Genomic DNA, 24700 nt, shown 5'->3' with positions numbered 1-24700 from the left:
AGTATAGAGAAAAAAGCTGGTCAGATATAGAGAAGAATTAGCAAAAGAAGAAAATAATCTACTAATAAAATAAGTTTAAATTAATGCTAACTTAGCTATAATAGTTACTCTATTTGAGTATAAGGGAAATTTTGATGAGCTATTTTATTGAAATAGCAGTGAGTATCAAATTAAGGAATATTTTATAATGATTTTAATTTAGCTTTTTATACTATTTGTTCTTAAAATAAATAATTATATGAAATATAAGTAACATCAGAAATACTATAGCTAACCGGTAAATTTTCCCACGAAAGAATATCTAAAAGTAAACGTATATAAGAAAGCAATCACTCAAGCCAGTTTTAGGTATTCATATACGATAACTTTTTACAACCTAGAAATGAAAGTTCTGCATAAAGAAGGTCACGAATAATCCATAACCTGAATAAATCCTCACCAGACAACACTGATTGCAGACTGGTGTTAAGGTCATATTCCATGGGAAAGAGCTTACTTCGTATATTTTTGATATTGTCCTCTATCTATATATCTTGAATTTAGCTTATTTTTGTGCCAAAAATACTAGGAAGAATTTTCTAAACAGAAATCAAAATAAGCCTCCTTCCCCATTTGGGAGAACAGAAACAAGTTGCCTTAAAGAATTTTAATATGATAAAATAGCTTTGTTTTCTTTATATGTTTACAGGGGTCATTACAGATATCGGAGATATAATTGGTTCTACTACTTGTTCTAATTCTGATCAAATTTTCTATATTAAGGCGCAAAATTTACTTCCCATACATGAGGGAGACTCAATAGCCTGTTCTGGTGTGTGTTTAACTGCTGTTGACATAATAAATGATACATTCATAGTTAGAGCCTCTCAAGAAACTATGAAAATTTCCAATCTAAACACATGGAAAATAGGAAAAAAAATAAACTTAGAGCAAGCAATGAGATTAAGTGATAGAATCGATGGTCACTTAGTCCAAGGTCATGTAGATGAAACAGTGCAAATTTTAGCAATTAATCAAAATTTTGGTTCCCATGAAATCAAGTTATTCTGCCCTAAAGAATTAATCAAATTTGTTGCAAAGAAGGGATCTGTGACGCTAGATGGAGTTTCCTTAACAGTAAACTCAATCACTAATCAAGAGTTTACAGTAAACATCATTCTCTATACATGGGAAAACACAACTTTTCAGTTTAATAAAGTAAATGATCTTCTAAATTTAGAAGTTGATATAATTGCTCGTTATTTAGATAGACTGACACAGCATAAATATAACTAATTTTACAACTTCATTATATAATATTATATTTAGGAACTACAGATGTATAGTATGCTTTTTGACTGCATCATTATCTTCATTATTGTTATATGTGCAATAATCTCAGTAACTAGAGGCTTCATAAAAGAGCTATTTGCGTTAATGTTTTTGTGCTCATCTGTTTTTCTAACAGTTAACCATTACGATTTTTTCACTATAAATTACAGTAAATATTTTGATTCTGAAGCTACTCAAAATATATTTTCTACAATTTCTGTGTTTGTTGTGCTTAATTTCATATTCATGTTAATGAATAACTGGCTGATGTATATATTATCACCTATAAGGTTAGGGTTAGTTGATAGAGTTACTGGAGTCTGTATTGGAATACTCAAAGGAATACTACTTTCTCATATGTTATTCCTAATCTTATACTTATACTGCTACGTAGCGCATGACAAAAAAGAGGAACTATCTAAAATAGAAGAAATATTACCTGATTGGATAACAGGCTCACACTCTTATCAGGTTTTATTTGTAACAATAGAAAACATAGTTAATATATATGTACCAGAGTCGTTAATACTAAAAATTAAAGAAGTTGGGGAAGAAATGATTGATCAAGAAAAACCTTGTTGTAATAAAAATAAAAAAGGAAAGTAACAATTGGTCAATTTATTTAGCAGCAATCCTTTTAGGGCATAAATAACTTATATTGTTTAGTATTTTATTATGATCAAAGATAAAAAACTTGTAACATATTAAAGATTGCAAGAACATTTCCAAATATGGAAGTCATTACAGAGAATAGAAAAGCTAGGTTTAAATATTTTATCTTGGAAGAATTTGAAGCAGGCATAGTTTTGTTAAGTAGTGAAGTTAAATCTTTAAGGGAAAGAAAAGCAAACGTTTCTGACGCTTACATTATTGAAAAAAATGGTGAAGTATGGTTGCATAACATGCATATTGCAGAATATAAATCTGCGACTCGGAAAAATCATAAGCCAAAAAGAGAACGTAAACTTCTTCTACATAAAAAAGAGATAAATAAATTAATCAGCCAGATTAAGACTTCTGGAACAACTGTCGTGCCACTTTCAATTTATTTTAATGATGAAGGATTAGCAAAAGCTAGGATTGCTATTGTGAAAGGGAAAAAACTCTATGATAAGAGATTAACCATAAAACAGAGAGAATGGAACCGAGAAAAAAGCAGGTTATCTAAAAATAATTTTAGCAAAATATGCCTTTAAGTCCAGTAATTTTTAAAATAGGCCCTGTTTCTATATATTGGTATTCTTTAGCATATGTTTTAGGTATAGTATTCACATACTGGTATTTGCATGAGCTAGACAACAAAAAGGTATTTACTAAGAACTTTTACGACTCATTACTAACATCTACTATTGTAGGCCTCATGCTTGGAGGTAGGCTTGGCTATGTGTTGATATATGATTTATCTTATCATATAAGCAACCCCATCGAGATATTAAAAACCTGGCAAGGTGGCATGTCATTTCACGGTGGAGCTGTAGGAGTGCTTATTGCAGTAACAATTTCATGTAAAAGGCATAAAATGCCCATATTTTATACACTAGATCTAATTTCCTGCGGCGTCCCTGTAGGTTTATTTTTAGGTCGCATAGGCAATCTCATAAATGGGGAGTTATTTGGCAGAGTTACAACAATACCGTGGGGAATTGCATTTTCAGAAAATAGTGATAATTTGCTTCGTCATCCAAGTCAACTTTATGAGGCATTTTTTGAGGGGCTACTGCTTTTCACAGCTATAAACCTACTATTTTTCTTGACTAAAATAAAAATATACCATGGTGCGTTAACAAGCATTGCAGTTATATGGTATGGAATAGCACGCTTCGTAGTCGAGTTTTTCCGAGAACCAGATTGTCAAATTGGCTACTTATGGTTTGGTTTAACTATGGGACAGTTACTGTCTGTACCCATGATCTTATTAGGGACAACTTTATTTTTGAGTGCATTAAATCTGAAGTTCAATTCAAATAGTTAGAAAAGGTAATTTTTAATCCAAAAGAAATGTTACTAATACGAAGTTGTATCTTGCTTTAAAAAAAAGTATTACTAAACCAATAATAATCTCTAATAATTATAAAGATAATAAATTTTCTGAGAGACTCATATAAAACTTTCATGTATAAAGGAATAAGAAAATATTTTAGTTAGCTATAGAAATCAGCCTTGGCTTGATCAGTTATACAAACTATATTCATAAAATAAACTATGCCTGCTTTTAGTATGTCTGTCATTGGACAGTGCAAAACAAAGTAAGGTTCGATGAAGCCAAACGAACAAAATTCTAATATAGAATGAATTGGCGGTAGACTAATAATCAAAAAGTTAGGACTAGAGTTAGTCCAAATGTAAAAAACAAAAGTACGAGAGTAGAAATTTATGTTATGGTTTATGCTACATGGCTAATACAAAAGTTAAGCTATTAAAATGAAACCTAGAATTCTAAGTAAAATTTATAAAAATATGAAGCATACATAGCACAAAACTAAACACAAGAAACAAATTGCGCAATAAATTTATTATTTCACTTGCACAGATTGAAGATAATGAATACTTATTAGTTATAATAAAGGTCATTTGCAAAATTTATCAAGTGATTTCACCTATTTCTGATTATATTTAGTGTGCTGTTAAATTATCATGTGAGAGATTTATTTACTTTTAATACACTTATTAATAACTTCAATATCTCAAATTACTGTATATGCCTGATTTAAAGACAATGATGTTAAATTTTGGACCTCAACACCCAGCTGCACACGGAGTTCTACGTCTTGTTTTAGAAATGGATGGTGAAGTGATCGAAAGAGCTGATCCACATATTGGTCTTTTACACCGTGGTACTGAAAAATTAATAGAACACAAAACATACCTTCAAGCCTTGCCTTATTTCGATCGTCTTGATTACGTATCACCAATGTCACAAGAACATGCATATTCTCTATGCGTAGAGAAATTACTACAATGTAAAATTCCAATCAGAGCAAAATATTTACGTGTTCTGTTTTGCGAATTGACAAGAATACTTAACCATCTACTCAATATTTCCTCTCAAGCACTTGACGTTGGTGCAATAACTCCTCTTTTATGGCTTTTTGAGGAAAGAGAAAAGATACTTGAATTTTATGAAAGAGCTTCAGGTGCAAGATTTCATGCAGCTTATATCAGACCAGGTGGAGTTGCAGCAGACGTTCCAGATGGCCTGATTGAGGATATTGCAAAGTTCATAGAGCAATTTCCAAAGTATATAGATGATGTTGATGAGCTCTTAACAGAAAATAGAATATGGAAACAACGTACTGTAGGAATCAGTGAAATGTCAACCAAACAGGTTCTTGACTGGGGCTTTAGCGGTCCAATGTTACGTGCCTCTGGACTTGCTTGGGATTTGAGAAAAAGCCAGCCATATGAGATATATGATCAATTAGATTTTGACATACCTGTTGGGCAAAACGGTGACTGTTATGACCGTTATCTAGTAAGGATGGAAGAGATTAGGCAGTCTATTGGCTTGGTAAAGCAGTGTATAGAAAGAATGCCTAATGGTCCAGTAAAAACTGAAGATAGAAAAATTTCTCCACCACCAAGAGCAGAGATGAAAAAGTCTATGGAAGCTCTCATCCACCATTTTAAGCTTTATTCAGAGGGTTACCATGTACCAGAAGGTGAGGCTTATGCAGCTGTTGAAGCACCAAAAGGTGAATTTGGAGTATATATAGTTTCAAATGGTACCAATAAACCATATAGGTGCCGAATAAGAGCACCTGGCTTTGCACATTTACAAGCCTTAAGCTTTATGGCAAAGGGGCATATGCTTTCTGATGTTGCAGCAATCATTGGTTCACTAGATATAGTTTTTGGTGAAATCGATAGGTAGTTTTAGTTGTAGTCACTAAAGATAGGCAGATCTTTTACATCAACTTTATAGCTTTGTTGTTTTGTATTACTTTACTAACAGGTAGAAAACTGCACTGATTTTTATCAGTGCTATAGCCTTTGAATTGCAGTTTATGTAACTACTCTAATTCTTAAAAAGGTATGCCTTCATTAAATATGCAAACTGTGCTTGACCCGTTTCTTAAAGTAAATACAGAGCCTACTCTTTCAATTATAAGATAATCATTAACTGTACGAAAGTTCACCAAAGATTCATACCCTGCAGAATCAACTATAAAGATAGCTGGGAAATTAGAACTTATCTTATTAAACTGGAGATATGTGAATTTCCCATCATCAAAGACTTTATTTGGTACTATTGACTCACTACCCTTAATATGTGAGATAAAATAATCAAAATTTAAGCCTTTTTTTACAACTTCAATATCATTCATATCAGGAATAGCAACAGAACTAGCTTGCTCAAGGATATCACCATTATTGGTCGCATAGACTTCATCATTATTAAATAGCGGATAAAGAAACCTCACTTCATACGCTAATCTTGGATCATCCAACCCAGTTGCTTCCTCGGCATGAAATTCAAAGTAATAAACTCTTTTATTAGTAATAATGGTCGCATTAGTATCAGCTATATCATCTATAGGCTTAATGAATAACCTGTTATCCTGAGGAACAATCTGCCAACCAGTTGGATCTCCCATTGAAAGATTATATATTACTTCACCTTGCTCAAACAATATACTGGACTGATAACCATAGAAACCTGTATATTTATGTATAGCCTGTGGGTTATAATTTATTACTTTTATGTGATTGTTTGCAGCTATCGAACGTGGTTCCTGCTTTGCAAGTAGGTCACCACTACAAAAAAGTAGTAGCACTGTTAAAAATAAACTAACCATAATATCTATGCATGCAACCATTATTTTATTCATTAAGTAAACTTAACTGCACTGTCAAGGTATATTATCTTACATGGCATTTTATGCCATTCTAATCAAATTGCATAACCTACTCTCTTTCAAGCTTGCAGATTAGAGTCTTATATATTTTGATAGTGCAGGATTAAATTCTGCATATTCTTTGCTTTTTAGATTATATTATATAATACTAGCTTATATACATGCTTATCTACTAAAGGCATGAATAAAATCAGAATTTTTAGTATACTTGCACTCTTACTTTATTTTTTCCTCATTAAATTTAATTACTAACAATGTAGTGTTTTACTTGAACATATGTGCTCAGATTTGGTATATTATTTTATCTATTCTATAGAATGAACTTGACTAGTTTTTCTTATCCTAATTCTCTGCTCTTGGTAGAGTAATATCATTCTCAAGTTGTTCTTAAACCAATACCGTTTCTTTATTATTACCATGTATGGAAGTAATATTAGTTACTCTAGTTATAGATCAGAAGACAATACCAATAAAATCACTGCAAAATTTCACAACTTTAATCTACTATTAAAGCAACCTTAGAAAAAAACTATAAACTTTCTCATTATTTTGCAGCTATTATTAGCTTCATTAGTACCTATCAAATTTTAGGTGTACCAGCTAGCTGTTTTATATAAGTAAAGAACCATTACGAAGGTATGCAATGATTATATTCAAAAGAATGATTTACTTGATTATTATACTGACAAAAAATTAATCCACTGTACTTACTGAATACTGAGAATAATAATATGATATATCTCATAGAACAATATTCAGCTTTACGCTAAGTTAACTTTAACTAAGATAAACGTGCTAATTGAACTAGATGTACTCTATATCTCTCCTAGCTTTACTATGTAATGTTCGTTAACTAAAGGTACATTGAGTTTAGCTCTTCCCGGCATTAGTCTCTGAACTTTATTGCGTAACATAGCATTTTTCGATTATATCATATATAATTTTGCTCTTTCTTATCATTGAAACATTTAGTTCATATTGATGATGATTAACTTGCATGAACCACAGCAAGCCTAGTAGATACTAGGACCTATTAAATCAATTCTTGTATTAGAGAAATTACCTTATTTTCTAGCACAACAGGTTACCTAGGTATCTCTTCAATAAGTTACTAATCTAGTATCAATGTCTTTCATATTTCTTAAATTTTTTGTTGCCTTCTCTTTTCAGCTTAATAGTCTTCTAACCAAGAATGAAAAACCTTACTTTATTTAACCATCGATTTTTTCTTCTCCTTATTTTTTCAGATAGCTTTTTAAAACAAAGCATCTTTTGCAAGTACTTTACTTTTCATCTTATTTAAGGATCCTCATTTTCAATCATACTCCTTTACTCTTCTAGAAGATTAGTAATGCTATCACCGCTTTTAGAGCTAATACTAGCAGGTTTGCTTTTAAAATTTCAAACATATGCAAAACAGAATTTCTCAGTACAGACCTAGGAGCAATCTTACTCATTCCATCACTTTTTTCTTATTTATAATCTTAAACCTATTTTACTGGAACAATCTGAACTTCTGGTTTTATCTTGTTAATATGACCTATTATAGCAAGATAGGCTAATAGAATTGTTTAAAAAGCGACAAATTTTCGTAATTTTGAATTAAAAACATCTACAATATAACTTAAGCTATTAAAGTTTATTATTACTATAGTAATATAAGCTGGAAGTTAAAGCTAAGCGTACCATAACTACCGAAAAGTGTTATGAGTATTTCTCTGTATATACTTAAGTCTTAGGAAGATAACTAATAATACTACCACTTAGTTATATTGGGATCTGCTTAATTTGAAAATGTACTTTAAAGTATCTCAGTTAGACTTCCTCACCTATTACTTACTAATTATACATTTATTTTACACTATCAAACCAAGCTTTCAAGACTTGTATTAAAGTAGACTTGAGTACACTTCATTAACCTCTATTTATGTATTTACCATTATTTAAATTAAATACACGTCATAGATTATTAGGTTATCGTATTTAACAGCTCTACTGTTACAAACTAGATAGTGAATCTTCTTAATTGAATCATCAATTAACTTTATCACAATACCCTACGAGTAATACAATTAAAGTGACATACAATATCTTGTATCTAGTACAATATTGTGCCAAGCTAGAGTAGTAGGAATAGAACGAGAAGAGATATAATAAAATGCTAATCCGGTAGGAACATAAGGATAAATAAGTTAAGGTTCCTGAAATGACACAGAAAAATTCTAGTATCAAACTGTATTTTATCAGTATCTTATTGAAAATACAGCTATGATCCATGCCAGGAAAAGTTAATCAGCGTATAAAACATACATCATAGAAAATTTTATCCTTTTACTTTCTGTTATTATACATATAATAACTAAATAATGACGCGGGGTGGAGCAGCTCGGTAGCTCGTCAGGCTCATAACCTGAAGGTCGTAGGTTCAAATCCTACCTCCGCAACCTTATATTTATGTTATAAAGATCATTGTGTCTACTCAATTAATCTAACTTTTCTGCAATAGAGAATTAAAATCTGCAGTTGTTATTTTTATATAATATTTGAAATAGCATAGTGATTTTAAGATATAGTAATACAGTCAGCACTAACTACGATCTTTTTCAACAAGATATATCAATAAATCATAACTAAAAAAGTAAATAATTATGTTATACTCACAATTTTACCCTTCTTCTCAAAAAAAGGGGTAAGGCAATTTTAGATAAGATGTTTCTATTACTCTATATTATTAAGCTGTACAGATTTTCAAAAATAGCGCGTTATAGTTAATCTTTCACATTTTCTAGTGAGAGTCATTATTAAATCACAGCGCTCATACAATGTGTCCATGTTTAAGGATATAGTTGTTCTATTTTCCAATTGTTGCCTGTGATAAGAGTATACCTAAACCTAGTATGCCTCCTATACTTACCTTCTTGCCAAAATTCAATTATTTTTGGAGTCACATAGAACCCTACCCAAAAAATAGGACAAGGAACTTGTACATTATTAAATTCTTTCTCCTTCACTTCAATAGCTTGTTTAAAGTCTTGCCAATTTTTCAAAACACTCGATTGTTTTGAGCACCATGCACTAATCTGACTATCACGCGCTCTGGAAGAAAAATATTTATCAGATTGCTTGCTATCTAAAAGCTTAGCATCTCCTTCAATCCTGACCTGTCTAGAAAATTCCATCCAGTAAAATGCTAATGCAGCCTTAGGATTCTCTGTCAATTCTTCTCCCTTTCTGCTATTTACATTAGTAAAGAATACAAAGCCTTTTTTGCCATACTCCTTTAGCAATACCACTCTTGCAGATGGAACACAGTCTTTACTGCAAGTTGCGAGAGTCATTGCAGTTGGCTCTTTACATGAAGAATTAAGTACTGCTTGATACCACTTCGTAAACAAGTTAATTGGATCTTTCTCAGGTAGGAATGTCATATCTAAAAATGAAACTTAGCCCTGGAATACTTACAAAAATAAGAACTATAGCTATCTTAGCTTATAAGTGTTATATTGTTAATACTCTTCGTAAGATTTTTGAAACTCATCATATATATGAAACTCTAAACAACATATAGATCAATGTGCTACATATTCCTTACATTAAATTTTTAGCAGTAATTGTATTGTTTACTGTGTCTTTTTACTTATTGCAAATCTTTCACATACTTTTTATACTTAACCCTGCTAGCCTAAGTTGTGATATAATAACTACCCGAATCTTCTTAGATTATTAAAAATGACTGAAGTATTTCCGAAAAATAAAAATGCCACATGATCATGTTTGCTCTTCATTTGACTATCTTCAGTATATATGAGACTTCCAACATACCAAATTATATACTTACCTCTAACCTTAATACTTCTTATGCATCTGTCCAGCATATTATCAACATCTTTTTTGACTTTATACACGCTGCTTCAATTATTAACCAGGTTTATCTGCTTGCTTTTTGTCTCACTAAGCAAAAAGTTATAGACTATTTCTACCTTTACAAGGCTAGAATAACATCTCCATCAAAACTTGAGTTTATATTAGTAACTTCATCGTTAAAACTTACCAAACATACCTAGGAATTCTACAGAGTTTTTTACCATAAATAAATTATGAAAGGGATCTACTTTGTCTAACCTGTCTTTGCTTTTTTCTTCTCATAATATTCTGCTTTAAAGCTCTCGCTAATCTTCTTTTCCTTTCTTCTTTATCCTTATTCTTCTTTATGTTATCCATATATATAAACTATGCCGTTATAGCTCAGATGGTAGAGCACGTCATTGGTAATGACGGAGCCCCAAGTTCGAGTCTTGGTAGCGGCACACTTACTATATCTGTAGTGCTGCATACCTTATCAGAAAAGACTTATGAGAAAGCTACAAAGGTAGGTTATCATGTTTTTTTTGTATCTTCTGTACTCTTTTGTTTTTCAGCAGCTCTAATGCTTTATAAAAGTGATACCGTGTTTTACCAGGCACTATTATATCATCAATGTAACCATATAATGCAGCAAAAAATGGATTAGAAAATTTTTCTTTATATTCCTTAATTAAGGACTGCTGATTCTTTTCATGTCTAAATACAATTTTAGCTGCACTTTCAGGTCCCATTACAGCTATTTCAGCAGTTGGCCAAGCGTAATTTATATCACCCTTTAGATGTTTGGAATTCATGACAATGTATGCACCACCGTATGCTCTTCTAGTAACCAGGCTAATCTTTGGCACAGTTGCTTCAGCATAAGCATAAAGTAGTTTTGCTCCGTGCTGTATTATATTATTATATTCCTGATTTTTACCTGGTAAAAACCCTGGAACATCAATGAGTGTGATTATAGGGATATTAAATGCATCACAGAACCTTACAAATCTTGCAGCTTTCCTTGAAGAATCAATATCTAAGCATCCTGCAAGATGTATAGGTTGATTTGCAACAATGCCAACTGTATTTCCCATGATTCTACCAAAGCCAATTATAACATTACGAGCAAAATCAGGTTTTAGTTCAAAAAATTTCCTTTCATCACATATCTTTTCAATTAGTTCATACATATCATAAGGAGTACTAGAATTGTAAGGAATTAGAGTATTTAATGACTCATCAATATCATCAATATCGTCATAGGTTGGCATAGATTTTGGGAGCTCTTGATTATTTGATGGCAAAAATGTAAAAAATTCACGCGTTTTTAGTAACATTTCAACATCATCATTGAATGCAGAATCTGCTACTCCTGTTTTACTTGTATGGATTTTTGCTCCGCCAAGATCTTCATGGCTTACATCTTCATATGTAACTTTTTTTACTACGTCTGGACCAGTTATAAACATGTAAGAGCTATTTTTCACCATAAAAATGAAGTCAGTTAATGCTGGAGAGTAAACTGCTCCACCGGCACATGGACCCATGATTAGAGAAATTTGTGGTATAACTCCTGATGCATTGACATTTCTTTGAAAAATTTCCCCATAACCAGCAAGAGAATTAATCCCTTCTTGAATCCTAGCTCCACCAGAGTCATTTATCCCAATAACAGGAACTCTAGTGTTAATTGCCATATCCATAATTTTACATATTTTTTTCGCGTGAGATGCACCAAGCGATCCTCCAAAAATAGTAAAATCCTGAGAATAAACAAAAACTTTTCTGCCATAAATAGTGCCATAACCAATTACGACACCATCACCCAGAAAATTAGTATTTTGCATTCCAAAATCAGTAGCATGATGTTTTACAAATTTATCATATTCCTCAAACGAATTTTCATCAAGCAATATACTTAGTCTTTCTCTAGCAGTTAATTTACCTTTTGCATGCTGTTTACTAATTCTATCGAAACCACCTCCTTTTTCAGCTTCTATTGTTTTTGCTTTTAGGGTTTTTAACATCTTAAAATCTTGCATATCAAAAAAAAGTGACTTTCAGCCTAAAGTATATGTTACTTTCTTGAAGTGTAAAAAACTCTGCTCCCGACATAAAACAATAAATGTAACTCCTAGCTATATTGTACTACAAATGATAAAAAGTTTAAGTTTTTATATGGAAGCTTCGTTCGCTTTTTTAGTAGAGTGCTTAACAAGCATTAAACTTAAAAAATTTTATTTTTGTTTGAAATGACTACTTTGAAGTATTATTCAATAATATAGAAAAGTCTGGAAGAGTTACATGCAACAATGCAACAAAGTGATTTCAGTCTTAATAGTTCAATACGCAAGAGAAAATCAAGGTTAACTATAACTAAGAACTATATGATCCATGATTTAATTAGTAGTATTAAAAATGCATTTTAGAAGTATTCAATAGCTGAACTTAGGTTGCATCTAAAATGAAAATATATACTTTTATAATTCAACTAAAGTCATTAATAATTCTAATTTTAATAGAGAAAAATACAATTTATCCTGTATCATAGTTTAGTATTCTTAGCAGCTGATTTGAAAGTGTTATGCTTACGGTTAAAATAACAAAAAGCAAGAAATATATATTCCAATACTGCAGAGAGCAATGATGTCACAAAGCTACATGCATTGACACACTACTGCAACTACTAAAAACAGGTTGCATATAAGGTTTTATGCTTTTGTGCTAGCCTATCTCTCACCTTAATTTGATAAACGGGAAAAATAGTTGAATTGGTTGTATGTTACAGTAACCTAACTTGAGATAAACTTCCCAGAAGCTTGTTTACTGAAAGTTGTGGTTGTGTTAAAAATGTGCCACATTCTGTTCCAAAAATCCCTTTGACAAAACTAAATGTGACTTTGATAGGTAATTTTAATTATCCTGAATAGGATGCTGTAACTACTATGAACTAAATGCATAAAAACCTGATGAAAGCATAGCTACTTAAAGATAAAAACCAAGGTACCAACTATTTTTTCTGTACCTAATTTGATATTGATATACGAAAAATTTATAATCGGGGATGGAAAAACCCATAGAGCTCAAAAAATATAATATACACCAAAGAAGACGTATCAGTCTTATTTTATATTTAGTTAAAAACTTACAAACGAAAATAGATAATGAACTATAAAATACCTAGTAATATGACAGAGTATAAAAACATGTCAAGCAATTTTTGAAAAGTACAGACATTTTACTATTGTATTTCAAACGTTTTATTCTTTCTCAACAAGATCAATCAGCTATAAAATTACACATATTGATTGTTGCAAAATCATATAATTGCTTTATAGGATTATGTCCAGTGATAATTACTATACCATTTTGTTCAGAACGTGTTAAGATCAAACCCAGTACTAATTCACAAGTTATACTATCAAGATTACAAAAAGGCTCATCTACCAGCCAAATATTCGCATTAGAAATCAAAAGACGAGCAAGAGCAACTCTCCTTTTCCATCCTGCAGAAAGTTCACCGTATCTAATATTAAGTGCAGGTTGTAATTGCAAACAACAAACAGCTGCCATAATTAACTCTCTAGTATCTCTTATTCCTGCCCAGAATTCTATATTCTGGATAACAGTTAAGTTGTCCTTACATGCATTTTTATGTCCAACGTAGACCATAGAAGACACATAATGTGGATCGTCATATATATCTTTTCCACAGTACTTTATGCTTCCTGATACTGGTGGTAAGAGTCTAGATAAGCTTCTTATCAAGCTGGTTTTTCCACTACCATTTGGACCAGTAATCAAGATTTTTAACTTAGGTTCAGCTTTGAAGCTAAGATTTTTAAATAAAACTCTGCTACTTCGTGTACAGGATAAATTTTCACATTCAAGCATAGATCATCTACCTCTACCTTTATACTTACCACGAGTTAAAGTCTGAGCTTCTATAAATAACCCCCAAAACCCTTTCTGCTCATCTTTTCTATGTATCAAACGTGTAAAATGATGCATTAAACCACTACCAATTATAACCATTCTCGTCCATTTACCTACTGGTTTTACTATGCCAACTATTCTTGGAATCTCTTTCTGCCTTCCACGCAGCATCTCTTGGTGCCTTATTAGTTTTTTTTGCTTATCCTTTTGATATATCTCATCATGTTTCCTATTTTCTTCTATCAACCCACACTTAGAAACCATCCAAGGAAATAGAATTTTCCTAATTTCATCTCTGTATTCTTTTTTAAGAAAGAGAAACAACAAAGCTATAGCAAAAAGCACTATACTATATACAAAAATTTTTACAAACAACATTATTATCTAGCTCATTGAAACAGTACATATAATCATACCTTAATTATAGTAACATCACAATTTTTATATAAGCAGAGTAGCATAAAAGATAATATTGAGTAATCAGATTTTAAAACTTTTTCTCTACCATGAAATTACATAAACATCTAAGCAAATAAGCTTGTATGCGATAAGTTTTACTTTTATACTTTTTTGAAATACTGCTCAATAAATATGAACTGCTATAAAACTCATACATGCAATGAATTGAGGAAGGAAGATATAGAAAAGGAAGTTACCCTTTCTGGATGGCTATATCGCAAGCGCAATCACGGTAACCTAATTTTTGTTGACTTAAGAGACTTCTATGGAACTACTCAGCTAGTATTTAACAATGACAAGAAATTTTTTGATAGAATTTCAAGTTTAAAACAGGAGAGTGTAATTACTGTTATAGGAACAGTCAAGGCCAGAACTAAAGATAAAGTAAACAGCTCTATCCCCACAGGAGAAGTTGAGGTTATAGTTAGTAACTTGCACGTTGAATCTGAAGTAGAGTTCCATTATAATGAAGAAATAGCGAAAGAAGAAAAAAGCTTATTAGCAAGCATCTCTGGCAAGCAAGAATACTCAGAAAATATGAGATATAAATACCGGTTCCTTGATTTGAGACGAGAAAAAGTTCGTAATAACATTATCTTGCGATCGCAAATTATTGCAGAGCTACGTAAACTCATGATAGAACAAGGTTTTCTAGAGATTCAAACCCCAATACTTACTGCTTCATCACCTGAAGGAGCACGTGACTATTTAGTACCAAGCAGACTAAATCCTGGCAAGTTCTATGCATTACCACAAGCTCCTCAGATTTTCAAGCAATTGCTCATGGTATCAGGGTTCGATAAATATTTTCAAATTGCACCATGCTTCCGTGATGAAGACGCAAGATCTGACCGTTCTCCAGGAGAATTTTATCAACTAGATCTTGAAATGTCTTTCGTGACACAAGAAGATATATTCTATGTTATGGAAGCTACCTTATATGAATTGTTCACTAAATTTTCTCGCAAGTCAGTTGATAAGAATTTTCCACGCATTACATACAAAGAGGCAATGCTTAAATATGGCTCTGATAAACCAGATTTACGTAACCCACTATTAATAAGCGATGTTACGGAAGTTTTCCGTGATTCAGGGTTCAGTATCTTCAAAAGCAATATCGAGCAAGGCATGGTAATTAGAGCTATTCCTGCTCCTAAAACAGCAGAGGAATCACGTAGTTTTTTTGAAAAAAAAACAAAGCACGCACAAAAAGAGTTCGGTGCTAAAGGTCTTGGGTACATAACGTTTAATAAAGATGGCACAACAAAAGGATCAATTTCTAAATTCTTTGATAAAAAAACGCTAGATCATATACAAGAAGTAACAAACATAAAGCCTGGAGATAGTATATTTTTTGCCTCTGATAAAGAAAATGAGGCAGCAACAATTGCAGGAAAAGTACGTACCCTTTTAGGATCAGAATTAGGTCTCATAGATGAAAATATTTTCAAGTTCTGTTGGGTTATTGACTTTCCATATTTTGGATACGACAGTAAAAATAAAAAAATCAACTTTTTTCACAATCCATTCTCTATGCCACATGGTGGCTTGCATGACCTGGAGGAAAAAAATCCACTCAATATTCTCGCTTATCAATATGATCTTGTTTGCAATGGGGTAGAACTGTCAAGTGGAGCAATTCGCAATAACAAGCTAGACGTTATGTATAAAGCTTTCTCTATTTCAGGCTATAGCAAAGAAGAAGTTGATACAAAATTTAGCGCACTTGTGCGTGCATTCAGATTTGGAGTACCACCTCATGGTGGGATAGCACCAGGAATTGATAGAATAGTTATGATGCTTGCTAATGAGCCAACTATTCGTGAAGTGATCTGTTTCCCTATGAATCAACAAGGTGAAGATGTTCTAATGGGTGCTCCTTCTAGAATAAAAAGTAAACATTTAAATGAACTATCCCTGCAGGTTATCGATTGATATCATTCTATGATTATATTGTCTGAGAAAGTGTGAACAATATCCAAAAAGCAATACTATCTGGTATAATCTGTAACATGATTGTATGGTATGAGTTAACTCTATTTGGAGTTTTAATGCATACAATAAGCAATGTTTTTTTTTCATCAGAAAGCGAATATGTAAAAAAAATTAAGTTTCTTGTCAGTTTTGCAATTGGGTTTTGGTTTAGGCCACTAGGTGCATTTGTTTTTGGGTACATTGGAGATAAATATGGCAGAAGAAAAATTTTGCTAGCTTCTGTAATATTAGCCTCAATATCATCCACTGCAATTGCAGTAATACCTAGTGCAAAAGAGATAGGGATATTTTCCTCCATATTACTACTGTTTTGCAGAATAATACAAGGAATGGCAACAGGTGGAGAAACAAGTATCAATTCTGCTTTTTTAATAGAACATTCAAATAACAAAAGAAATCTAGGGTTTTTAGGTAGCATGAAAGCTTTCAGTGGCGCGCTTGGCTCTATTACATGCTTTATAATGATAGCTGTTTGCAAAAAATTCACAGGTGAAAATTATGAAGTTTGGGGTTGGAGGTTGCTTTTCTATTTCTCGTCTATCATGGGCATAATAGGATTTTTAATAAGGTACATAATAGAGGAGAGCTTAGCATACAAAATGCACAGTCAAAATCTGTTCCATCCACCATGCATAGAGCTACTTAAGAAATATAAAAGAACACTTGCAATAGCGATTGGTCTTGGCATTGCCCAAAATGCAATTGCCTATTCAGCAATTATGTTTTATAACACATCTGTAAAAGGACTTGTTTTTTTAGGTATTGATATTAAAAATGCAGTAAGAATCATAGTTGAAGCTACATTTGGAGTGTCTGCAGTGTTGCTTGCAACACTATCTGATAAAATCGGAAGAAAAAATGTAATGATTCCTACGTTAACAACTTTGGCTTGTACTAGTTTATTGGTTTTTCCACTATTGTCACACAATAACCATTACATTGTAACATTCACTTTTCTATTAATAAGTATACCAATAGGTGCATCCTTTGGAATATACAATTCTCTTGTTTGTGAGTTATTCCCCACAAAAGTTAGGTGCACTGGCTTTAGTTTAGCTCATAATATATCTGCAGGAGTTTCCGGTGGTATTTCTCCATCTGTATGCATATGGCTTATAGAAAAAGCTGAAACAAAATTCGCAGCCGGCATCTACCTTGCCATCTGCGCACTAATTAGCTTGATATCTGTGCTACAAATTAAAGATAATGATAAAAAAGTTGATTGGTAAATCTTCCCTTTCTATCATCTTTTGTACCTTGGGTATTTTAATTCCAATATATTTGGTTATATTTCTACACAAATCTCTAGTCCAATTGATAAAATTGGAATATTTTGTGATCTAAGTGAAATTAAAAAACGGTTCTACTCTACTATAGGTAGAGTACTTCTATTTAGCAGCCAAAGATAGAAAATATTGATTCCCTTCCTGTTTAGGTGCTAATTCTACTCTTGCAATATCTTCAGTATCCCTAATCAACCGTTTGAATTTATCCAGCCCAACTTCAGTGTTTATGAGCTCTCTACCTCTAAATTTCATTGTGACTTTGATTTTATGCCCATGTATAAGAAAATCCCTTACTTGACGTAATTTTGTTTCATAGTCATGATCACCAATATTAGGACCTAACTTAATTTCCTTTACAGTTAATATCTTTTGCTTCTTTTTTGCTTCACTTGCTTTTTTTTTGCATCGTATTTTTGCTTGCTATAATTCAAAATTTTACATATCGGGGGAATCAAATTAGGCACAATTTCCACTAAATCTAAATTAACATTTTGTGCAGATTCCAAAGCTTGCCCTATTGCCATCACACCAACCATGTTGCCATTCTGATCAATTAAGCGTACCTCTTTAGCAGTAATAAGTTCATTAACTCTATTTTTTTTGATTTGCAAGTTTTAACTCCTTTAACTTAAATTAATACCTCTTAATAAGAGCTCAGTAGCTTCTTTATAAGAAAAGGACTGTTGCCTATCCGACCCTAAATTCCTTACCGATACCGTTCTATTTGCAACTTCATCTTTACCAACTATCCATAATATAGGAACCTTACTTGAGCTATACAAGCGTATTTTATAACTAATTTTCTCATTTGTTAAATCCATTTTAACTCTAATACCATGCCTTTTTAAAATACTGTTAATTTCCTTAGCATAGCTATTAGCTTCATGTGTAACGGTTAGGATAGCAAGCTGTATTGGAGCGAGATACAATGGAAACTGTCCCGCATGATGTTCTATCAGGATGCCAATAAAACGTTCAAATGTTCCAAGAATCGCTCTGTGTAATATAACAGGGTGATGCTTTTGCCCATCCTCTCCTATATAAAAAGCTCCGAGATGTTCTGGTAAAATAAAATCTACCTGTAACGTCCCACACTGCCAGCTTCTGCCTATTGCATCTTTTAAAATAAACTCCAACTTTGGACCATAAAATGCACCTTCACCTGGATTTAGCTTATAACTGAGCCCTGCTTTCTTAACAGCTTCTAGCAGCGCTTCTTCAGCTTTATTCCATACCTCACTATTCCCTGCCCTAATACTTGGGCGATCTGAGAATTTTAGAGAAATTTCGTTAAATCCTAGCTCTGAGTATACTTCTTTCAAAAGGTTGCAAAACATTACAGTTTCAGAATTGATTTGTTCTTCCATGCAAAAAATGTGTGCATCATCTTGTGTAAAGCCACGTACCCTCATCAGCCCATGCAATGAACCTGAACTTTCATTCCTATGACACACTCCAAATTCTGCCATACGTATTGGTAAATCACGATAACTTCTGATGCGTGAGTTAAAAATCTGTACATGACAAGGACAATTCATAGGCTTTATTGCTAGCTTTTTATTTTTAACTTCATCAACAATAAACATATTGTCGCGAAACTTATCCCAATGTCCAGACTTTTCCCACAGTTCTTTGCTTATTAAAATTGGAGTTTTTACTTCAAAATAACCATTATCTACTAATTTCTTTCTCATATAAGATTCGAGCAGATTGTATAAGATACATCCCTGTTCATGCCAAAAAACCTGTCCAGCAGCTTCTTCTTGAATATGGAATAAGTCCATATCTTTAGCGATCCTGCGGTGGTCTCGTTTTTCTGCTTCTTCTAGACGCTTAAGATAAGCATTTAATTCACCTTTATCTCTCCATGCAGTACCATATATTCTCTGTAATATTGGACCATGAGAATCTCCACGCCAATGTACTCCTGCAACTTTCATAAGTTTAAATGCTTTAACTCTACCAGTTGAAGGAGAGTGTGGACCGCGACATAAGTCAATGAAATTGCCTTGTCTATAAACAGTTATATCTTCACTTTTTGGTATGAAAGAAATAATATCAACTTTATATCTCTCGCCTACACTACTAAAAAAATCAATCGCTTCTTTGTGAGTCCAAACCTCTCGGATAAATCTGCAGTCACCTTTTATGATTTCCTCCATTCTTTTCTCTATTTTACTGAGATCATCCATAGTAAAGGTGCAATCTGTAGCAAAATCATAGTAAAAGCCATCCTTAGTTGTTATTCCAACAGCAGTTTGAGTATTACAGAAAAGCTCCTTCACCGCTTGGGCCATTATATGTGCAGCATCATGCCTTATTATATCTAAAGCTATTTCATCACCAAATTGTATTACCTCTACTTCTGCATTAGATTCGATTTCTCGCGAGAGATCATACAATTCCCCATTTACCCTCAAGGCAATAGCTTCCTTCAAAATATCTAGCTGTAATATATCAAAACCAGTAACTTTGCTGTTATATTTTCCTACTTCTTTCCCAGCTGAGAATGTAACTTTTATCATCTGTTTTAGAAATAAGGCCTATTCTTTTTCAACTTAAGTTGAATTGCTTTCTCCCAGATTTCACCATTGTGCAATAATTTTTCCTTGTTGTATATTAGCTCCTTCCTTGTTTCTGTTGCAAACTCAAAATTAGGACCTTCAACAATTGCATCAACTGGACATGCTTCTTGACAAAGTCCACAGTATATACACTTTGTCATGTCAATATCATAACGTGTGGTACAACGACTTCCATCTTCTTTTTCTTCTGCTTCGATAACTATTGCTTGAGCAGGACAGACAACCTCGCATAACTTACAAGCTATACATCGTTCCTGACCATTTGGATACTTACGTAACGCATGCTCACCACGAAATCTTGCGCTTAGATGACCCTTTTCCATAGGATACTTCAGAGTAACCTTTGACTTGAACATGTATTTCAATGTAATAGCGAAACCTTTAATTAACTCTACAAAGAACCAATAACGAACCAATTTCCTGAGCATAAAGTACTTAAGACTTATACAAATGATTATAAATTATATCACAAGTTTTCAAAAGACCTTTTTTCTTGCTTAACTTTGGATCTAATTTGAATCAATTACCTTCATTCCTACTATATTATACCCTGAATCAACGTGCAGAATTTCTCCAGTAGTACCACTACTTAAGTCACTCAGTAAGTATAATGCTGCTTTTCCAATATCCTCTATTGTAACGTTACGTCTAAGTGGAGCATTGTTTTTGTTCCATTTTGATATGAAGTGGAAATCACTTATTCCAGAAGATGCTAAAGTCCTAACTGGACCGGCAGAGATAGCGTTAACTCTAATGTTCTTAGGGCCTAAGTCATAGGCTAGATATTTTACACTTGCTTCAAGTGCAGCTTTACACAAACCCATAACATTGTAGTTCGGTATAACCTTTTCAGCACCATAATAGGATAAAGTAAGCAAACTACCAATATTTCGCATCATTTTCTCAGCTCTTTGAGCCAGAGCAGTAAAAGAATAGCAAGATATATGCATTGCATTGAGAAAGTTGTTTAATGAAGTATTAACATACTTACTACTTAATTCACTTTTATCAGAAAATGCAATCGCATGTACCAAAAAATCGAGAGTGCCCCATTTTTTTTCTACTGCTTTAAAAACAGCATCTATAGTTACTTCATTCGCAACATCACAACTCAGTACTAATTCCACATTCAGTTCAATTGCTATTGGCAATAATCTCTCTTTTACTGTTTCATTTTGGTAGGTGATTGCGAGCTCAGCTCCGTGTTCTGAGAGAATTTTTGCTATACCATAGGCTATCGATCTCCTATTCGTTATTCCAGTTACCAATCCCTTTTTACTTTTCAATAAAGTTGCCGTCATAGAACCATTTATTTCCTAAAATTTGAAATACTAATTAAGCAAAGTCAAGGTATTACTGCTAAAAAAATCAACTTCTGAAGTCATGAAACATATCGTAAACTTGACTGAGCATAAGTCTATCAATAGAGCTAAAGCTTTTAAGCTTGGAACTTTTGCAAAACAATAAACTCCTTTATTTAGAGCTAAAGTTTTGCTATCTTCAAATTTTAATAATTTTAAATTAATGAACATAAGCAAAAACGAGTTTTTATTCCTCCCACTTGGAGGAGTAGGCAGAATTGGAATGAATGTTAGTTTATATCACTGTCAAAGCAAGTGGATCATGATTGATCTTGGCATTGGCTTTGCTGACGAAACTACGCCTGGTATCGAACTTCTCATCGCTGATGTAAGCTTTATTGCTCAAAGAAAAAAGGACTTACTTGGAATAATAATCACACACGCACACGAAGATCACTGCGGTGCAATTCCCTATCTATGGGAAGAATTGCAATGTCCTATATATGCAACGAACTTTACAGCTAATTTCCTCAAGGAGAAGTTAAAGGAGTTTCAATTGGAAAGTATGGTACCTGTAAGAGAGGTGAATACAAACAGTAGCCTAAATTTAGGTCCCTTTACTGTCGAGTTCATAAATGTAACTCATTCAATTCCTGAAGCCCATTCGATATTAATTAGCACTGATATAGGTAGCGTGCTTCATACTGGCGACTGGAAATTCGACCACAAACCTGTTGTTGGATTAACTTCTAACATAAATCGCCTAAGAGAGATTGGTGATAAAGGCGATCTACTTGCAGTAATTTGCGATTCAACAAACATACTAAGTAAATGTAATCCTAAGTCAGAAGGTGAAATTTACGATAATATTTACCGAATAATTAGGCAATCTAAAAAATTGGTAGCTGTATCACTTTTCGCTTCAAATGTTGCTCGAATTGAAACGATAAGCCAGGCTGCAAAGGCACTAGATAGAAAAGTCGTTTTACTTGGCAGGTCTTTATGGAGAATAGTAAAAGTTGCTCAAGATAGCGGATATTTAATCGATTCTGCTCATTTTTTTGAAGCAAAAGATGCAGCAGATCTACCAAGAGAAAAGCTATTGTTAATTTGTACTGGATGTCAAGGTGAACCAATGGCAGCGACCTCAAAACTTGCTCATAAGAGGCACTATGCATTTAAAATACAACGGGGCGATACAATAATCCTTTCATCAAGAATCATACCTGGAAATGAAACTCGTGTACATAATATGCTCAACGCTTTTGTTGAGATGGGAGTGGAAGTTATTACTGAAAAGACAGAGCATATTCATTCTTCTGGACATCCAACAAAATCAGAACTAAGGGAGATGTATTCTTTGATAAAACCAAAAATGTCTATTCCAGTACACGGAGAGTATATTCATACTCATGCACATGTAAAATTCGCGAAGGAGTGCGGTGTGAAAAAAGCAATAATGATTACACCAGGGGATATTGTAAATTTAGAAAATGGAGAAAAGATTGATGCAATTGACGTTAATTATTTTTGTATTGATGGTACATTGCTACGTTACCCAGAAGGTAGCGTTATAAAAATGCGTAAGAGGATGAGGGATGCAGGAGCTATTGTAGTGACAGCAGTTGTCAATAAAAAAAATAAATTACTTGTTAAGCCAAAGGTATTTACACCTGGTGCTTTTGAAGCAAAAGAGGATGCAGCTATTATACAGAGGATTACAAAAGCAGTTGAGTCAGCGTTTAGTTCAAGGTCAACAAGGAAAATAAGAAATAAGATTGAGAGTTCAATATTTAGTATCCTAAATGAATACCTACTAAAAAAGCCCATAATTAAAGTTCAAATAGAACAGGTGTAAAACTGGTAAAGTGTACTTCTGTTCATCTACCGTTCACTTCTCTTCATTATTTTTGCTTTATTTTCCAAAGCTATTTTATATATATATTTGTAGATATGCGACTAGATGTTATTAGCACTCCTCTTTCTTATGAATATCTAAATAGCTTTGGAAAATAAAGCAAAAACATTGCAAAATAGTTAAGGTAAATTTACTTATTTTCAGCTTATTTCATGAACACTAGTTCATAGCTCTTGAAATCAAATTTAAAACCTAGAAATGGTTCATTGGCTATAATGAGTCTAAATAGGATATTAATAGAGCATCAGGATCATCATTTATTTGTTGATTTCTTCAGTAAAGAAGATATTCATTTAGCCAATTGTTTTTCTAGAAAAGGATAAGAAAAACTATCCACCTTATCCAAGATTAAAATATGACGCGCCCTAATACATTTCAGATGTAGTTTTGCTTTAAGGTTTTCCTAATAGTTAATAAAACAGTTATAACCTATCACTTATCTAATGATAAAATCAATACAGTGTTTTTAGGTTTTAGCAGTAAGTTTGCAAAAAAATTACTATGAGATAGTCGTAAGTACTTTTCCTCATTACTATCCAGATCAAAAATACATGGCATTAATTCTGATATAAGTAAAGTTAAAAGTTCTATATAATAAGTTACACTAGAAAAGCGGAACTAAAAGGAAGCTAGCTTTAAAACAGAAAACATACACCATTCCTTGCTTAGTTACCAAAAGAAGATACGTCAACATCTACAAAAACCCAAATATGAAAATTTCAATATGGATTCCAAGATAGTAGAAAAAAGAATACCTACTTTAAAAGTACAAAATTTAATTTTGTCATATCTGCTAGATTGTAGAAGTACTATTTTATAAAGGTAGAATCGCTTAAGCAATTCAAGTCTATGCTTAGTAAAGTCAGTAAAAAAGTCGGAAACATCTCTACACAAATATTTTAACTAATAAACTAATCTTACTTTAAACTATCGATTGCTTACTCAGATTTTCTAAAAAGTCCGTGATTACACCAGAAATTAAAGTTGGTGTAATGATTATATTCCCTTACCACTTTCATGTTAATGGTACATAAACTCATGGTAGATATAGTAATTTAATTCTTAAAATATAAATTCAACTTCTGCAGTTAACACTTAGCGAGAAGTTTTTAAATATCTACAACTAAGCGCTAGTTATTCTATGGCAGAGATATATAGAACAAAACAGAAGAAACTGATACTGATCATTAATATTTCTATACACAAC

Annotated in this window: 17 protein-coding genes, 2 tRNA genes and 1 pseudogene; 10 read left to right on the top strand and 10 right to left on the bottom strand. The window is 32.6% G+C overall.

Annotation, left to right across the window (positions count from 1 at the left end):
• The first annotated feature begins 678 nt into the window (after positions 1 to 678).
• From GOY13_RS01230 to GOY13_RS01210, 5 genes are all read left to right on the top strand, one after another.
• Positions 679 to 1275, top strand: a complete 597-nt coding sequence (locus GOY13_RS01230; RefSeq protein WP_175814031.1) for a riboflavin synthase — start codon at positions 679 to 681, stop codon at positions 1273 to 1275.
• A gap of 51 nt (positions 1276 to 1326) precedes the next feature.
• On the top strand, positions 1327 to 1917 hold the full coding sequence (locus GOY13_RS01225) for a CvpA family protein (protein WP_175814030.1): 591 nt from the start codon (positions 1327 to 1329) through the stop codon (positions 1915 to 1917).
• A 125-nt stretch (positions 1918 to 2042) separates the two neighbouring features.
• Complete coding sequence (gene smpB, locus GOY13_RS01220; protein WP_175814029.1) at positions 2043 to 2507, top strand: SsrA-binding protein SmpB; 465 nt, start codon at positions 2043 to 2045, stop codon at positions 2505 to 2507.
• Positions 2498 to 3283: a prolipoprotein diacylglyceryl transferase gene (gene lgt, locus GOY13_RS01215; RefSeq protein WP_175814028.1), complete on the top strand. Its 786-nt coding sequence runs from the start codon at positions 2498 to 2500 to the stop codon at positions 3281 to 3283. The genes smpB and lgt overlap by 10 nt, the downstream gene beginning before the upstream one ends.
• Positions 3284 to 4009: 726 nt before the next feature.
• A complete protein-coding gene (locus tag GOY13_RS01210) occupies positions 4010 to 5182 on the top strand; it encodes an NADH-quinone oxidoreductase subunit D (RefSeq protein ID WP_175814027.1) in 1173 nt (390 codons plus the stop codon).
• A 151-nt stretch (positions 5183 to 5333) separates the two neighbouring features.
• Here the strand turns inward: GOY13_RS01210 and GOY13_RS01205 are convergent, their stop codons facing one another.
• Positions 5334 to 6107 (bottom strand): TrbG/VirB9 family P-type conjugative transfer protein, encoded by a 774-nt coding sequence (locus GOY13_RS01205; protein ID WP_175814416.1) that lies wholly within the window; start codon positions 6105 to 6107, stop codon positions 5334 to 5336.
• A gap of 2430 nt (positions 6108 to 8537) precedes the next feature.
• Here GOY13_RS01205 and GOY13_RS01200 point away from each other — a divergent pair.
• Positions 8538 to 8611: transfer RNA gene (locus tag GOY13_RS01200), tRNA-Met, on the top strand.
• 390 nt (positions 8612 to 9001) lie between these two features.
• Here the strand turns inward: GOY13_RS01200 and pdxH are convergent.
• On the bottom strand, positions 9002 to 9595 hold the full coding sequence (gene pdxH / locus GOY13_RS01195) for a pyridoxamine 5'-phosphate oxidase (RefSeq protein WP_175814026.1): 594 nt from the start codon (positions 9593 to 9595) through the stop codon (positions 9002 to 9004).
• Positions 9596 to 10262: 667 nt separating this feature from the next.
• On the bottom strand, positions 10263 to 10388 hold the full coding sequence (locus tag GOY13_RS03525; protein WP_256359446.1) for a hypothetical protein: 126 nt from the start codon (positions 10386 to 10388) through the stop codon (positions 10263 to 10265).
• Between the two features lie 13 nt (positions 10389 to 10401).
• On the opposite strand from GOY13_RS03525, the gene GOY13_RS01190 reads away from it, so the two are divergent.
• Positions 10402 to 10474 (top strand) — tRNA-Thr (locus tag GOY13_RS01190).
• A 54-nt stretch (positions 10475 to 10528) separates the two neighbouring features.
• Here GOY13_RS01190 and GOY13_RS01185 read toward each other — a convergent pair.
• From GOY13_RS01185 to GOY13_RS01175, 3 genes are all read right to left on the bottom strand, one after another.
• Positions 10529 to 12055, bottom strand: a complete 1527-nt coding sequence (locus tag GOY13_RS01185) for an acyl-CoA carboxylase subunit beta (RefSeq protein WP_175814025.1) — start codon at positions 12053 to 12055, stop codon at positions 10529 to 10531.
• A gap of 1237 nt (positions 12056 to 13292) precedes the next feature.
• A complete protein-coding gene (ccmA, locus tag GOY13_RS01180) occupies positions 13293 to 13907 on the bottom strand; it encodes a heme ABC exporter ATP-binding protein CcmA (RefSeq protein ID WP_175814024.1) in 615 nt (204 codons plus the stop codon).
• Positions 13908 to 13910: 3 nt separating this feature from the next.
• Complete coding sequence (locus GOY13_RS01175; RefSeq protein WP_175814023.1) at positions 13911 to 14327, bottom strand: hypothetical protein; 417 nt, start codon at positions 14325 to 14327, stop codon at positions 13911 to 13913.
• Positions 14328 to 14540: 213 nt separating this feature from the next.
• Between GOY13_RS01175 and aspS the strand changes: the two genes are divergently transcribed.
• Positions 14541 to 16343: an aspartate--tRNA ligase gene (gene aspS, locus GOY13_RS01170; protein ID WP_175814022.1), complete on the top strand. Its 1803-nt coding sequence runs from the start codon at positions 14541 to 14543 to the stop codon at positions 16341 to 16343.
• A 32-nt stretch (positions 16344 to 16375) separates the two neighbouring features.
• Positions 16376 to 17632, top strand: coding sequence for an MFS transporter (locus tag GOY13_RS01165; RefSeq protein WP_175814021.1), 1257 nt, complete (start codon positions 16376 to 16378; stop codon positions 17630 to 17632).
• A 159-nt stretch (positions 17633 to 17791) separates the two neighbouring features.
• Here GOY13_RS01165 and infC read toward each other — a convergent pair.
• From infC to GOY13_RS01145, 4 genes and pseudogenes are all read right to left on the bottom strand, one after another.
• A pseudogene (gene infC / locus GOY13_RS01160) lies at positions 17792 to 18300 on the bottom strand (translation initiation factor IF-3).
• Positions 18301 to 18312: 12 nt separating this feature from the next.
• Complete coding sequence (thrS, locus tag GOY13_RS01155) at positions 18313 to 20214, bottom strand: threonine--tRNA ligase (RefSeq protein ID WP_175814020.1); 1902 nt, start codon at positions 20212 to 20214, stop codon at positions 18313 to 18315.
• Positions 20215 to 20219: 5 nt separating this feature from the next.
• Positions 20220 to 20702, bottom strand: a complete 483-nt coding sequence (gene nuoI, locus GOY13_RS01150) for an NADH-quinone oxidoreductase subunit NuoI (RefSeq protein ID WP_175814019.1) — start codon at positions 20700 to 20702, stop codon at positions 20220 to 20222.
• Between the two features lie 81 nt (positions 20703 to 20783).
• Positions 20784 to 21575 carry an enoyl-ACP reductase FabI gene (locus tag GOY13_RS01145; protein ID WP_175814018.1) on the bottom strand — a complete coding sequence of 264 codons (792 nt, stop codon included), beginning with the start codon at positions 21573 to 21575 and terminating at the stop codon, positions 20784 to 20786.
• A gap of 223 nt (positions 21576 to 21798) precedes the next feature.
• Here GOY13_RS01145 and GOY13_RS01140 point away from each other — a divergent pair, with 223 nt between their 5' ends.
• On the top strand, positions 21799 to 23433 hold the full coding sequence (locus tag GOY13_RS01140; RefSeq protein ID WP_175814017.1) for a ribonuclease J: 1635 nt from the start codon (positions 21799 to 21801) through the stop codon (positions 23431 to 23433).
• Positions 23434 to 24700 lie beyond the last annotated feature (1267 nt).

Origin of the sequence: Wolbachia endosymbiont of Cruorifilaria tuberocauda (assembly GCF_013365475.1) — a bacterium.
Classification (GTDB): domain Bacteria; phylum Pseudomonadota; class Alphaproteobacteria; order Rickettsiales; family Anaplasmataceae; genus Wolbachia.
The sequence above is the reverse complement of the archived record's forward strand: the minus strand, read 5'-3'. Positions and strand labels throughout refer to the sequence as shown.